General features: G+C 37.8%; 14 protein-coding genes and 1 riboswitch. Of the genes, 8 read left to right on the top strand and 6 right to left on the bottom strand.

Translation table 11 applies throughout. From position 1 onward, the window contains the following. Positions 1-109 precede the first annotated feature (109 nt). Together HA632_RS12445 and rmuC are read right to left on the bottom strand one after the other, a co-directional pair. Complete coding sequence (locus tag HA632_RS12445) at positions 110-658, bottom strand: acyl-CoA thioesterase (protein ID WP_176307517.1); 549 nt, start codon at positions 656-658, stop codon at positions 110-112. Further along, the gene (gene rmuC / locus HA632_RS12440; RefSeq protein WP_176307516.1) at positions 651-1,973 is read right to left on the bottom strand and encodes a DNA recombination protein RmuC; all 1,323 of its coding nucleotides are present in this window, start codon (positions 1,971-1,973) and stop codon (positions 651-653) included. The genes HA632_RS12445 and rmuC overlap by 8 nt, the downstream gene beginning before the upstream one ends. Before the next feature lie 149 nt (positions 1,974-2,122). Between rmuC and HA632_RS12435 the strand changes: the two genes are divergently transcribed. The 3 genes from HA632_RS12435 to HA632_RS12425 all read left to right on the top strand — a co-directional run bounded on the left by HA632_RS12435 (position 2,123) and on the right by HA632_RS12425 (position 4,209). After that, positions 2,123-3,076 carry a DUF4476 domain-containing protein gene (locus HA632_RS12435; RefSeq protein ID WP_176307515.1) on the top strand — a complete coding sequence of 318 codons (954 nt, stop codon included), beginning with the start codon at positions 2,123-2,125 and terminating at the stop codon, positions 3,074-3,076. 72 nt (positions 3,077-3,148) lie between these two features. Beyond that, on the top strand, positions 3,149-3,712 hold the full coding sequence (locus HA632_RS12430) for a pseudouridine synthase (protein ID WP_176307514.1): 564 nt from the start codon (positions 3,149-3,151) through the stop codon (positions 3,710-3,712). Positions 3,713-3,747: 35 nt separating this feature from the next. Continuing rightward, on the top strand, positions 3,748-4,209 hold the full coding sequence (locus HA632_RS12425; RefSeq protein WP_176307513.1) for a tRNA (cytidine(34)-2'-O)-methyltransferase: 462 nt from the start codon (positions 3,748-3,750) through the stop codon (positions 4,207-4,209). An 11-nt stretch (positions 4,210-4,220) separates the two neighbouring features. On the opposite strand, the gene HA632_RS12420 is transcribed toward HA632_RS12425, so the two are convergent. The 3 genes from HA632_RS12420 to HA632_RS12410 all read right to left on the bottom strand — a co-directional run bounded on the left by HA632_RS12420 (position 4,221) and on the right by HA632_RS12410 (position 7,200). Next, entirely contained in the window at positions 4,221-5,006 is a 786-nt protein-coding gene (locus HA632_RS12420; protein WP_176307512.1) for an ABC transporter ATP-binding protein, read from the bottom strand. Further along, the gene (locus tag HA632_RS12415) at positions 5,007-5,996 is read right to left on the bottom strand and encodes an iron ABC transporter permease (RefSeq protein WP_228778791.1); all 990 of its coding nucleotides are present in this window, start codon (positions 5,994-5,996) and stop codon (positions 5,007-5,009) included. It abuts the gene before it with no gap. Between the two features lie 67 nt (positions 5,997-6,063). Continuing rightward, on the bottom strand, positions 6,064-7,200 hold the full coding sequence (locus tag HA632_RS12410) for an ABC transporter substrate-binding protein (RefSeq protein ID WP_176307510.1): 1,137 nt from the start codon (positions 7,198-7,200) through the stop codon (positions 6,064-6,066). Between the two features lie 262 nt (positions 7,201-7,462). Beyond that, positions 7,463-7,661: riboswitch (cobalamin riboswitch) on the top strand. Between the two features lie 81 nt (positions 7,662-7,742). Here HA632_RS12410 and HA632_RS12405 point away from each other — a divergent pair. Together HA632_RS12405 and HA632_RS12400 are read left to right on the top strand one after the other, a co-directional pair. Next, the gene (locus HA632_RS12405) at positions 7,743-9,695 is read left to right on the top strand and encodes a TonB-dependent siderophore receptor (protein WP_228778784.1); all 1,953 of its coding nucleotides are present in this window, start codon (positions 7,743-7,745) and stop codon (positions 9,693-9,695) included. A gap of 162 nt (positions 9,696-9,857) precedes the next feature. Beyond that, a complete protein-coding gene (locus tag HA632_RS12400) occupies positions 9,858-10,013 on the top strand; it encodes a hypothetical protein (protein WP_176307509.1) in 156 nt (51 codons plus the stop codon). Positions 10,014-10,021: 8 nt separating this feature from the next. On the opposite strand, the gene HA632_RS12395 is transcribed toward HA632_RS12400, so the two are convergent. Next, positions 10,022-11,446: a S41 family peptidase gene (locus tag HA632_RS12395; protein WP_176307508.1), complete on the bottom strand. Its 1,425-nt coding sequence runs from the start codon at positions 11,444-11,446 to the stop codon at positions 10,022-10,024. A gap of 121 nt (positions 11,447-11,567) precedes the next feature. Here HA632_RS12395 and HA632_RS12390 point away from each other — a divergent pair, with 121 nt between their 5' ends. Genes HA632_RS12390 through HA632_RS12380 form a run of 3 tightly spaced genes read left to right on the top strand, consistent with a single transcriptional unit; the run spans position 11,568 to position 13,075 of the window. Beyond that, complete coding sequence (locus tag HA632_RS12390) at positions 11,568-12,077, top strand: RNA polymerase sigma factor (RefSeq protein WP_176307507.1); 510 nt, start codon at positions 11,568-11,570, stop codon at positions 12,075-12,077. Beyond that, the gene (locus HA632_RS12385; protein WP_176307506.1) at positions 12,064-12,510 is read left to right on the top strand and encodes a hypothetical protein; all 447 of its coding nucleotides are present in this window, start codon (positions 12,064-12,066) and stop codon (positions 12,508-12,510) included. The genes HA632_RS12390 and HA632_RS12385 overlap by 14 nt, the downstream gene beginning before the upstream one ends. A gap of 16 nt (positions 12,511-12,526) precedes the next feature. Further along, positions 12,527-13,075, top strand: coding sequence for a DUF4252 domain-containing protein (locus tag HA632_RS12380; protein WP_176307505.1), 549 nt, complete (start codon positions 12,527-12,529; stop codon positions 13,073-13,075).

The following is a 13,075-nucleotide window of genomic DNA, read 5'->3' as shown; positions in this document are numbered from 1 at the left end:
GATTTTTTAAATGCAAACCAAAAATAATAAAAATTTTATAATAACCTATTAATTATCCAATTAGTCCCAAATATTTTTTAATTTTAATAAGAATAGTTCAAGTTTTATTTTAAAATGCTAACAACTTTACATGGTAATTCTTGAGTTTCTCAATGGCTTCTTCCGATTTGTAATCAAATATTTCTTCGTGTTGGTTTTTGTCTTTTTTGAGGGCAATCATTTTAATACAATTGCAAAAACGTCTGACTTCATCATCATTAGCTAAAATCAATCCCGGAACGGCAATGTTGTGACCGTTTTTGTCTTTGGCAACCATCGTAAAGTAACTCGAATTGCAATGTTTGACCACGCCGGTTTGAATGTTTTCAGCTTCTACACGTATGCCGACAATCATCGAACTTTTGCCTACATAATTCACACTGGCTTTCATAGTAACCAATTCACCTACTTCAATAGGATTGAGAAAATCAACAGTATCTACCGAAGCTGTAACGCAGTAATGACCGGAGAATTTCGAAGCACAAGCAAACGCAATTTGGTCGAGCAAAGACAAAATATAACCACCGTGAATTTTACCGCTGAAATTGGTGTGTGAGGGCAACATCAATTCGGCTATCGTAATTTTGGATGCTGCTACAGATTTGAATTCGCTATTCATCTTTTTCGGCTCGGGTTAAGATATTTTCGGGTAATGCTTTTTTGGCTTTGGCACCCATTTTTTTCAATTTTTCGACACTGGTCACTAAGTTTCCTTTACCATCTACTAATTTGTTCATCGCACCTTGGTACTCGACTTTGGCTTCGTCCATTTTCTTGCCAATTTTAACCAAGTCACCCACAAAACCTTCAAATTTGTCATACAAAGCTCCGGCTTGTCGGGCAATTTCCAAAGCGTTTTCCTGTTGTTTTTGATTGGTCCACATGCTGTCGATGGTTCGCAAAGTGGCCAAAAGGGTAGAAGGCGTAACAATTACGATGTTCTTTTCAAAAGCTTTGTTGTAAAGCGATGTGTCTTCATTGAGCGCCAAGGCAAATGCGGATTCAATGGGGATAAATAACAACACAAAATCCGGACTTTCCATTTGGTACAAATCCTGGTAATTTTTCTCGCTCAATTGGTCTACGTGTCTTTTGATAGCAATGACGTGCTCTTTTAGAAATTGGGCTTTTTCGGAATCTTCCTCGGCATTGATATAACGCTCATAAGCCGTTAAGGCTACTTTGGAGTCAACTACCATTTTTTTGCCGTCCGGTAAATTAATGACCACATCGGGAAACACGCGATTACCTTCTTCGGTTACAAAACTTTGCTGTACTTCATATTCGCGCCCTTTTTCCAATCCGGATTTTTCAAGGACACGTTCCAAAATCAATTCTCCCCAATTGCCTTGCATTTTGCTGTCGCCTTTTAAGGCTTTGGTTAAATTCAAAGTTTCTTTGCTCATCTGTTCATTCATCTCACGCAAACCCAAGATTTGTTGACGCAAAGCTGCATGATAATCAATACTTTCTTTGTGTGTGTCTTCTACTTTCTTTTCAAACAATTGAATTTTGTCTTGAAGCGGCGTTAAAATGTTTTTGAGGTTTTCCTTGTTTTGCTCCGTGAATTTTACGGTTTTTTCCTCTAAGATTTTGTTGGCCAAATTTTCAAATTCTTTGGTAAACTTTTCTTGTAGTTTTTCGACTTCTTCTTTTTGCTCTTTGTTTCGTTCCCAAAGATTCTCAAAATCGGTCTCTTTTTTCGACAGTTGAATGGCTAAGGCTTCTTTTTCGGTACGGATATTTTCGCGTTCCTGTGCGGTTTGATTAACTTGATTTTTCAGTTGTTCAATTTGTTGCAGCAAACCGTTGATTTTTTCTTCCAATGAAGCTTTGTCCGATTTTGATTGGGCAGAGAATAGTGTTTTGCCAAGGAAAATTCCAATGGCTAAGGCGATGACAAAGGCGAGGATAATCATAAAACTGTCGTTCATAAATTTTAAAAATAAGAGTCTAAATATACACAGATTTAACTTAAATAAGAGCTGTCTTTTGAAAAATGTTTTTATCTTGGCACCGTTTTTGAAAGAGCCCAATTAAAAGAACAATAAATTATTACAACCAATTTTTAAAGCTTAAAATTATGATTAAAAAAATTACTCTATTAGTGCTTGTGTTGATTTCGGCTTCAACTTTTGCACAATTAAACGGTCCGGTTGGGCATTTGACCATTTTCTCTGAAGACGGTGATAAATTTACTTTAATCCTCAATGGAGAAGTGATTAATGATGTGCCGCAAACCAATTTAAGGGTGGAAGATTTAAACCAACCTTATTACAATGCCAAAATCAGATTTGAAGACAAATCCTTGATGGATATTTCAAAGAATAATTTGATGCTTACCGATGTAGACGGCATTTTTTCTGATGTAACGTATAAAATCAAAAGAGACAAAAACAACAAAACCAAGATGAAACTCAACTATTTTTCATCTATTCCGGTTCGTCCTGATTTTATTCCGCCATCTAATGTACACGTAATCCATTACGGACAGCCAAGACCGGCACCGGTAGTTGTGCAACAAACCACGACAGGTATTGCCCAAACTACCACAACTACCACCACTCAAACCGGTGGAGCTACTATGGGTGTTGGCGTAAATGTAGGCGGAGTTAATATGGGCATTACCATAAATGATTCAATGGGCGGTGGTTCAGTAACTCAAACGACCACAACGACCACAACGCAAGTAGGCGGAACAAGACCGGTTGACGTAATTGAGCCGGTAAGAGGTTGTAACGGAAGAACTTGTATGACTTCAGGTAATTTCAATGCCGCTTTAGCAACTATTAAAAAACAAAGTTTTGAAGATACCCGTTTGAAAACAGCCAAACAAGTGATTACAGCCAATTGTTTGAATGTGGATCAAATCATCCAAATTGCCAATACCTTTAATTTTGAAGACAACAAATTGGATTTTGCTAAATATGCATACGATTATTGTATTGAGCCAAGAAATTATTTCAAACTCAACGGTATATTCTCTTTCAGCAGCAATGTAGATGAATTGTCAGATTACGTACAAAGCAGACAATAATTTATTTTAAACATAATCAAGAAAGACTGTCCTTTTCGGATGGTCTTTTTTTATTTTTGCCAAAATCGTTTTATGAACCATCACTTCTTAATTCACAAGCCACACGGTTATTTGAGCCAATTTATTTACGAAAAAAAGCGACACAAAAAGCTGCTCGGTGAACTGTACGTTTTTCCCGAAGGCACTATGGCTATCGGTCGTTTGGATGAAGATTCCGAAGGCTTGCTTTTATTGACGACCGATGGTATGATGAGCGAAATGGTGAGAAGCAAAACCATTGAGAAAGAATACTACGCCCAAGTAGACGGATTGATCACACCGGAAGCCATTGAACAACTAAAAAAAGGCGTCGAAATTGGTTTCAAAGGCATTCGCTACACCACCAAGAATTGTAAAGCCAAACACATTACCGAATTGCCCGATGCCATCGGCGAAGGCAGAAGAATTCGAGACGAACGCCACGGACCAACCAGTTGGGTTTCGATCACATTAACCGAAGGCAAATTCCGTCAGGTGCGAAAAATGACCGCTGCGGTGGGATTTCCAACTTTGAGATTGGTGAGAATCCGCATCGGAAATATATCTTTGCAACTCAAGGCCGGAGAAGTGTTGGAAGTCGATAAGTTCAACGTCTAACTATCTAAGAAGTCTAACAATCTAACAATCTGAAAATGCTTAATATAGTTCTTGTCGAACCAGAAATCCCCAACAACACCGGAAATATTGGCCGTTTGAGTGTCGGAACCCAAAGTCGGTTGCATCTCGTTCATCCGTTCGGATTTGAAATCAATGATAAAAACTTAAAGCGTTCGGGTTTGGATTATTGGGTGCATCTAGATGTTACAGAATACCAAAATGTAGCCGAATGGGTAGCTCAAATTAAGGATAAATCAAGAGTGTTTCTGATGAGTTCACATGCTTCGAAATCCATCTATGAAGCCGAATTTCAGGATGAAGATTGGTTGGTTTTTGGTAAAGAAAGCGTTGGACTCGGCCAAGAAGTTTTGGCCCAATTCGAAAACCATTTGACCATACCCATGTCAAATTTAATTCGCAGTTATAACATTGCCAATTCTGTTGCTTTTGTAGTCGGCGAAGCGAAAAGACAAATATCAGTGAGCAGTGGTCAGTAGCTAGTACTCCGTTAAGAAATCACAAACTTTCCTTTTTCACCATCAAAAGTGATAGAATCATCTTGGAAAAGCGAACTGAAAACACCTTGCGTAATGAGGTTACAAGGTTGGTCTTGCACCACATTTTCTTCTGTCATGACAATCATTTCATCACTCAATTGAATTGCCAAATCAATATCGTGCGTAGAGAATAAAATGCATTTATCGGTTTCTTGAGACAGTTTTTTTAACAGTTTAAATACCGAGACTTTGTGCAGTAAATCCAAATGCGTTGTGGGTTCATCCAATATAATCAGAGGTGTGTCTTGTGCCAAAGCCCTTGCGATTAACACAATCTGTAACTGTCCGTCACTGATTTCGTGGTGTTTTTTGGCCGCCAAATGTTCGATATGCGTAAGCGCAATAGCTTGATTGATTTTTTCATAATCTTCCCGCGAAAGATTGCCCAACCAATTGGTGTAGGGTTGCCTTCCCAAAGCAATTAATTCAAAAACTGTGAGGTTGCTTTGCGGTAATTTTTCGGTGAGCACCAAGCTTAAATTTTGCGCCAATTCCGAAGACTGATAATCCCGTATGTTTTTTTCGTTAAGAAAGACAGTACCTTTTAAAGGTTTTTGAAGGCCGGTTAACGTTCGCAACAATGTAGATTTCCCAATTCCATTAGCGCCAACCAAAGAAATCAGTTGTCCGGCAGCCAAATTCAAATTCAGATTTTCGGCAATGGCATGATCTTCCTTTTTGGAATGGTATCCAATACTCAAACTGGTTGTGGTTACTATGCTTTTTTTGACGTTCATTTAAGACAGACTTTTTTTTCTGACAATCAACCAAATTACTACCGGTGCACCAATGATAGAAGTTATGGCATTAATAGGCAATGTAAAATCAAAGCCCGGCATTTGTGAAATCGTATCACAAAATAACATAATAATGGCACCAATTACTATGGTACTCAAAAATAAAACTCGGTGATTGCTGGTTTGAAATATCAGTTTCGACAAATGAGGCACCGCTAAGCCCACAAAAGCAATCGGTCCGGCAAAAGCAGTAATGCTTCCGGCCAGAATGCTCGTAGACAATATGATTAAGTAACGCGTTTTCTTGAGGTTCAAGCCCATGCTTCTGGCGTAATTTTCACCCAATAGCAAGGCGTCTAAAGCTTTTAAAGTCAGCAAACTTAAAACCAAACCGATGACTACCGATAAGCTGAGTAAGCTTATATTTTGCCAAGACAAATTGCCAAGACTTCCCATTGACCAAAAGGTGTATTTCTGCAATTGTTCCGCCGTACTGAAATAACTAAACACACTCACTATCGCTCCGGTAAAACTGCTGAACATTAAGCCGACAATTAATATCGACATCGTATCACGCAGTCGTTGGGAAACAATTAAAATCATCAACAAAACCAATAAACTTCCCATACACGAAGCCAAGATGATACCGTAAGAAGACAATAAGAACTGCGAAAAAACCGCAGGAAGCAATCCGGCACCAAGTATCACAAAAGCCACACCTAAACTTGAACCTGAACTCAAACCCAAAACATAAGGTCCGGCCAACGGATTTCGGAATAAGGTTTGCATCAACAAACCACTAACAGACAAGCCAATCCCGACTAAAATTGCGGTGATTGCTTTGGGCAACCTGAAATTGACAATGATGTATTCCCAAGTTTCTTTTTCGGCCACACCGCCAAACAAACTTTTAAAAACTTCCTTTACCGGAATCGCCACTTGGCCAAAGGAAATGTTTAATAGCAAGGCCAATAACAATGTCAATGACAAAAAGGTAAAGAGAAAAGTATTTCGATTGTTGGTTTTCAAATCTGTGATAATCTGTGAAATCTGAGTTTTATTTTAATTTTTCAAAAAAGAAAGTTTGGTAACTCGGCAACAATTCAGGATGTAAAATCTTGACAATGTCTTTCAACACTATATCCGGTCGGTTGGGTGCCAATTCATAATATAAAATCCCGCCGGTTTTTCCTTTTTTTCCGCTAAACGAATATACATTTTTATTTTTAAAAGCGGTAAACTGTGCATAGTGCGGATTCCTATCGGTCATTTCTTTTAATGAAGAAAATTGTCCCGAGGTAATCCAAATATCGGCATTTTTGGCTTTTTCAAAAACCGCTTCAAATGATAGTGACAAACTGCCTGTACCGCTTGTTGCTGCCCATAGATAGTCGCCTTTGGCTTCTTTTAAAAATAAACTTCCCCAGCTGGTTCCTTTGGGCAAATACCAACGGTCTTCAAACATATCACCGGCCAAAATAGTAGGTGTATAGGTGGCATTTTTGGCAATCTCTATGGTTTTTAAATAGTCTTTTTCAATTTTACTAAAGAGTTCATCGGCTTCTTTTTGTTTGCCGTACAAAGCACCAAAAAACTTAATCCATTCGGCTTTGCCTAGTGGCGTTTCTTCGTTCCAATCGCCGTTGAGCATGATTTTCAAACCGCTTTTTTGCAAATTATCCAAAGTCGGATTGTTGTTGTCAATACCGTAACCGATAATCACATCGGGTTGTAAATTGAGAATGACTTCGGTGTTTAAATCGTGGTTGTTTCCCAATTCTTTTACTTTTCCGGCTTCAATTCTGGCTCTCACTTTTTCGGAAGAAATGTAATCTAAATGCGGAAATCCAACCAATGAATTAACTTCATCCAACATTTCCAACGAAGGAATATGAGTGGTTGAGGTCACTACAATATTTTTTATCGGAACCGAAATAATTGTATTTTGCTTTAAGTTGTCGGGAATAATTCCGTTTTTCTCTTTAAGAACGTAAGTATAAGTCTTGGTGGCTTTCGGCCAAGGGTTTTGGACTTTCACAACCGTGTAGCCGTCATAATTTTGGACGGAAAAACCTTTGGCATATTGCACGGTATTTTCTACCGCTGCGGTCGGTGCCGTGTTCGTTTCGTTTTTGCATCCCGTTAGTATGATACAAAAGAGTGCCGACAATAGAACGTTGAAAAAGCTTTTCATGAAAATGTTTTTGCAAAAGTATAAGATTGTGACTTATTATTATCACTCTTGTAACATTTGATGCAAAACCTAACAGCAAGAGATTGTACATTTACTCAAAAATAGAGTCATGAGAGACAGTTCCAATACTTTTATGTACATCGTTGGCGGAATTATTTTACTTCACTTTTTAGTGGGATTTATTTGGTTGATAGTCAAGTTCTCCAAGAAAAAAGACAAATAATTTCTCGGTGTTCTTGTAGAAGTTTCTTTTATTCCTTTACCTTTGTTCCCGAATTAAGGTTGCGATTTGTGTTTTTCAAATCGCATTAAAAGGGAATTTGGTTCAAATCCAAAGCTGTTCCCGCAACTGTAAGCTATCAAGCTTGTTGTTATCTGCAAAACCATTGTTCCGATATCGGAATGAGAAGGTCAACAACAAGACGCAAGCCAGGAGACCTGCCTATTTCATCGAGTAACAAACTTTCGGGACAAAAGGTTTGGGTATGGGTAAATTCTATGCTTTTCTCCCAAGATTATCAAATTATTGTTGAATTTTAAAAATGAAAAAAACAGTTAGAGCAGTAGCTATTTTGGCTATGCTGAACACTTGTGCTTATGCGCAAGAGCAGGATTCTACCAAAGTGAATTCCTTAAAAGAAGTGGTAATATCCGATACCAAATTTGCACAAAGCAAAGAGAAATCAGGAAAAGTAATCGAAGTCATTTCGGCCAAAGAATTGGAGAAAAAGTCGGGGCAAAGTTTGGCCACAGTCTTATCCCAAGTAACGGGAGTTGAAATCAACGGCAACCAATCGGCCAACGGCAAAAACTTAGGCTACTACATTCGCGGCGGAAAAAACAGACAAGTCTTGATTCTCATTGACGGTATTCCGGTTACGGATGCATCAGGGATTAGCTTAGAGTATGATTTGCGATTGCTGCCGGTTGAACAAGTGGAAAGCATCGAGGTGATGAAAGGCGCGGCGAGTACTTTGTATGGAACGGGCGCGGCCACAGGCGTAATCAATATTACTTTAAAAAAGGCATCTAAGAAAGCCATTGAAGGTAATGCTTATGTCAATATTGGCTCCAATAATACTTCGGACAATAAAAAATACAACGGTCAAGATTTTAACCAAGGAATTTCAGTAAACGGAAGCTACAAGAAAGTCAATTACTTCGCCGGTTTCAACAGTACCGAAACCGGAAATATCTCCCAAATTGCTTCTCCAGATGAGTCTGTAAAGTATGAAGAAGATAGATTCTCCAGACAAAATGCCATGGCCAAATTGGGGTTCAAAGCTACTAATAGACTGACTTTAGATTTTTTTGGAAATTATGACAGATTAAAAAACGGTTACGACTTAACCTTTGACAACACCGGTTTTAATGACACCAATATCAATACTACCACTTCAGAGCAAGTTCGTTTTGGATTCTCCCCGAAATTCAAATACAACAAAGGCGAATTTGTTCTGAATTCCGGTTTTACCAAAATTGCCCGTGATTATAATGAGTACAACAGTTTTACAACGGCAACGGATTATTCCTTATATGAATCGCGTAGTGTAGTGGTTGATGCCGTTAACAAATACAGCTTCTCCAACGAGTTTGCCTTGATTATGGGTGTAAATTACCAATTCAATGATATGTTGAGCGAAACGCCTTATGGCAATATCGATAACAAAACCACGAAGTTCAATATTGTAGATGGTTACACCACTTTTGTGTACAATCTTGACTTTGGACTGAATATCAACACCGGTATTCGATTAAACAATCATAGTGCTTATGGCAATAATTTGGTGGCCAATTTTAATCCTTCGTTCAATTTTAAAACCAAAATTCCTTTCAAAGTGTTGGCTTCTTATAGCACTGCCTATATCACACCAAGTTTGTACCAATTGTATTCTGAATATGGTAACACCGATTTAACTCCAGAAAAAAACACGACAATCGAAGCCGGTTTTGAAACGCAATTGTTTAATAAAAAAGTAAAGTTTGACGCCGTAGCTTTTTACCGCGACCAAACTAATTCGTTTGATTTCTTTTTCGATTCAAACACCTTTGAAGCTTATTATATAAACATTAATGGCACCAACAAAGCCAAAGGAGTAGAAACCGAATTGACTTTTGAGGTAATGGATAAATTAAGGGTAAATGCAAACTATACGTTCACGCAGGTTGATAAAGCGTTAGACCGATTGATTCCAAAGCACAAAGTCAATACCGGATTGGATTTTCAGCCAACGCCGAGAACTTTATTCAATGTAAACTACCAGTATTTTGATGCGAGAAACGATGCGTTTTTTGACGGAAATACTTTCGGAACAAGCTTTGTAAAATTGGATTCTTACCAATTGGTTAATGCTTTGGCAAAATATGAATTAATTAAAAACCGCTTAACCGTTTTTGGTTCGGTGACCAATATATTAAACGAAGAATTCGTGGAAAACATCGGTTACTCCACCCGTGGAAGAAATTTCAAGTTGGGGTTAAACATTGTTTTGTAATTGTGTTGAAAAAGGCTAATCGAAAAGATTAGCCTTTTTTTGAGTCTGAAGTCTTTTATCGAGCAATTTCAGATATTAAAATTGTATAACATTAAACTATAAACGTGTAAGGATTAAACGTTTAGGATGAAGTAAATTTACGGTACTTAAAAATGATTGATCATGAAAAATTTATTCAACCTCCGTACAATTTTATTAGTGTTTGTAACATTATTATTGTTTTCATGCGGCTCAAGCTACTATGCGAATCACGGAACCGCTTCTGACAGAACCGGTACTAATGGTGCCACAAATGGCAACGGGAAAGTACCGAGATAATTTCAGAATTAGTTTTTTCTGTTTAAAGATGTACCTTTATTTTCCACATACATCTCACTTCGTAACGGATTAATCGCTTTGGCATCGGTAAAGTCGCGCTCTATTACACTTGGTACTTGAGGTGCTCGTCTACCACTGGCAATGATTTGATTGATGGCAGTGTTAAGCAAAGGTTCGTTAGCGTCTCCCAAAATCCCTAAGTTAGCCATATTTTCCGGTTGTAAAGTGGTTGGAGCAATCCCCGATGTGTAATCGCCAAAACCGTTTTTGTCTACAATTTTCAACACTATAGGCTGCATAGCATATTTGTGAGCCGGATTAACATTTTGCTTGGCAAAGGTCGGAGAGTCGTATAAAGTCACCGAACCCACATTTTTCCCGGTGGTAATGTCGCCAATTTGTACTACAGTGATGTAAGGTTTCAAACAATTAATTACCAATTCGCTGGCAGAAGCAGAAGATTTGGTCGTCAGTATATAAACTTTGTTGAGGTTTAAACTGTTCAAACCACCTATAAAGTTGTTCGTTAAAGTCTGTGGATTGTTGTCTTCAAAATAGGATTGTGCTTTGGCGTTCCATTGTTGTTTGGCAAATAATTGTCCGGTGAATTGTCCGGTAATCATACTGGCTAACTTGGTTGCGGTACTCACCGAACCACCTGAATTGTATCGCAAATCAAGCACCAAATCGGTTACATTTTGGGATTGGAAACTACCAAAAGCGGCATTCAATTGACTGTCAAAATTCGGATAAAACCCGTTGTACATCAAGTAACCTATGTTATGCGCACCTTGGGGAATTACAGTACTGAATAAGATTGGATTTTCAGCCAATTCGGTTTTAGTCAACGTCACCGATTCTCCGTTTGGCGTAATATTCCCACCGTCATAATCGGCTAAGTTTACCGTATAAGTGTCATTGGCTAAAAGCGTTCGATAATTGTCGATGGTCAATGGTGTTCCGTTGATAGCATAAAAAATATCTCCTCGGTTTATGGGTTTAGTGGCGGCATCAGAGTTAGGAATTATATAGCGAACCCAACCGTAAATATCGGTAGTACTGCCCGATTTATAACGCAAACCATAATCCATACCGTTATTCAATGTGTTTCCCGAAAGAATACCTTCTAATACATCATAGTCGCTGTAAATAACACTAAATCGGTCAATAGTGTTGTCAACACGCAAAGCGTTAAAAAGCGTAGTGGGATTATCAAATCCTTTTAAAAAATCATTCAATTCACTTTGTGTAGCAAATCGATTATCGGCTAAATCGGGCACATCTTCTTGCCACAAATAGTACAAATTCATTCCTTTCCATACAAAATCATTCACCTGTAAACCACTCGGAACCGGATTGTCATCCATGTCCTCGCAAGCAAATGGAATGGTAAAGAGGAATAATAGTAAAACACATTTTAATAAATTCTTCATAGCAGCTTTTTATTTAATAAACGTAAATTTACTAAGTTTAGATTAATAATTGAAATTTGTTTGTAACAAATAAAATGTTAGGTCGTCTTGACCATATAACCGCTAACCAAGTTAAGTTAGAATGAACCAAAATGAGTTTATGCAACTGGTAAATCCTTTTAAGGATAAAATCTTTCGAATGGCCAAGCGATTGCTGGTCAGTACGGAAGAAGCCGAAGATGCTACTCAGGAAGTTTTAGTGAAATTGTGGAATAAGAACGAGAACTTAGACGAATACAAAAGTGTTGAAGCTGTGGCGATGACAATGACTAAGAATTATTGTTTAGACCAGTTAAAATCGAAACGGGCGAGTAATATGAAGATTGTGCACAACAACTTTACCGACAGAGAAGCCGGTTTGCAGCAAAAAGTAGAAGACAGAGACACTTGGAATTGGGTAGAAAAAATAATGAATGACTTGCCCGAACAACAAAAACTAATTGTTCAAATGCGTGACATTGAAGAAATGGAGTTTGAAGAAATAGGCAAAGTGTTAGAAATGAACGAGTCTGCAATACGTACGGCTCTCTCAAGAGCACGAAAAACGATAAGAGAAACCATGATAAAAACACACCATTATGGCATTGGATAGAATAGAAAAATTAATAGATAAGTACTTCGAAGCAGAAACCACCATAGCCGAAGAAAAAGAGTTGAAAGACTACTTTGCTTCTTCAGATGTTGCGCAGCATCTGGAACAATACAAACCTATATTCGGTTATGTTACACAAGCAAAACAAGAACAGTTTACCGCAACGATTCCATTAAACACTAAGAAGCGCAAAAGCGCAGTCTGGCTATCAGTTGCAGCGTCTGTGGCAGTTTTATTGAGTGTTGGTTGGTTTGCTTTTAATCATTATAATCAACCTGTATCAGAAGATTTAGGCACTTATGATGATCCTGAGGTGGCATTCAGAGAAACGCAAAAAGCTTTGGCTTTGATTTCAGAAAGTGTCAACAAAGGCATAGGAAGTATGAGTTATATCAATGAATATGAACAATCAAAAAACAAAATTTTTAAATAAAAAAAATCAAGAAATCATGAAGAATTTAATCTTAACATTAGTATTATTAGTATCAGCAAACACCCTTATGGCCCAATCGGTTTTTGATAAGTTCGAAGACCAAGAAAAAATTAAAGCTGTAATTGTCAATAAAAAAATGTTCTCCTTGTTGAGCAAAATGGAGGTAAAAGACAAAGAAACCCAACAGTATGTCAATCTCATTAAAAAATTAGACAACCTTAAAGTATTTGTGACCAATAGTGATTTAAAAGCCGGTGAAATGAAAGCCACTGCCGATAAATACCTTAAAACGGCTTCTATGGAAGAGTTAATGCGTGTAAACGAAGGCGGAAAGAGCGTAAAAATTTATGTAAAGTCGGGCGCTACAGACTCTCAAGTAAAAGAGTTATTGATGTTTATTGACGGTAGCGGAAAAGAAGAAACCGTTTTGATGTCATTGACCGGAGATTTCGATTTGAATGAACTTTCGGTGTTGACTGATAAAATGAGTTTGCCGGGTGGCGATGATTTAAAAAAAGCCTCTAAAGGAAGCAAAGGATCAAAAGGACCAAAAGGCTCAAAATAA

Source organism: Flavobacterium sp. J49 (genome assembly GCF_011742145.1).
Taxonomy (GTDB): Bacteria; Bacteroidota; Bacteroidia; order Flavobacteriales; family Flavobacteriaceae; genus Flavobacterium.
Note: the sequence above shows the minus strand (reverse complement) of the source record. Positions and strands in the feature narration are given on the sequence as shown.

What these genes read in the sequence shown, in the direction of transcription:
- HA632_RS12395 (WP_176307508.1), bottom strand. Translation starts at nt 11,446, where the DNA reads ATGAAGAATTTATTAAAATGTGTTTTACTATTATTCCTCTTTACCATT.
- HA632_RS12435 (WP_176307515.1), top strand. Translation starts at nt 2,123, where the DNA reads ATGATTAAAAAAATTACTCTATTAGTGCTTGTGTTGATTTCGGCTTCA.
- HA632_RS12385 (WP_176307506.1), top strand. Translation starts at nt 12,064, where the DNA reads ATGGCATTGGATAGAATAGAAAAATTAATAGATAAGTACTTCGAAGCA.
- HA632_RS12420 (WP_176307512.1), bottom strand. Translation starts at nt 5,006, where the DNA reads ATGAACGTCAAAAAAAGCATAGTAACCACAACCAGTTTGAGTATTGGA.
- HA632_RS12400 (WP_176307509.1), top strand. Translation starts at nt 9,858, where the DNA reads ATGAAAAATTTATTCAACCTCCGTACAATTTTATTAGTGTTTGTAACA.
- HA632_RS12430 (WP_176307514.1), top strand. Translation starts at nt 3,149, where the DNA reads ATGAACCATCACTTCTTAATTCACAAGCCACACGGTTATTTGAGCCAA.
- HA632_RS12405 (WP_228778784.1), top strand. Translation starts at nt 7,743, where the DNA reads ATGAAAAAAACAGTTAGAGCAGTAGCTATTTTGGCTATGCTGAACACT.
- HA632_RS12425 (WP_176307513.1), top strand. Translation starts at nt 3,748, where the DNA reads ATGCTTAATATAGTTCTTGTCGAACCAGAAATCCCCAACAACACCGGA.
- HA632_RS12410 (WP_176307510.1), bottom strand. Translation starts at nt 7,200, where the DNA reads ATGAAAAGCTTTTTCAACGTTCTATTGTCGGCACTCTTTTGTATCATA.
- HA632_RS12390 (WP_176307507.1), top strand. Translation starts at nt 11,568, where the DNA reads ATGAACCAAAATGAGTTTATGCAACTGGTAAATCCTTTTAAGGATAAA.
- HA632_RS12380 (WP_176307505.1), top strand. Translation starts at nt 12,527, where the DNA reads ATGAAGAATTTAATCTTAACATTAGTATTATTAGTATCAGCAAACACC.
- HA632_RS12445 (WP_176307517.1), bottom strand. Translation starts at nt 658, where the DNA reads ATGAATAGCGAATTCAAATCTGTAGCAGCATCCAAAATTACGATAGCC.
- rmuC (WP_176307516.1), bottom strand. Translation starts at nt 1,973, where the DNA reads ATGAACGACAGTTTTATGATTATCCTCGCCTTTGTCATCGCCTTAGCC.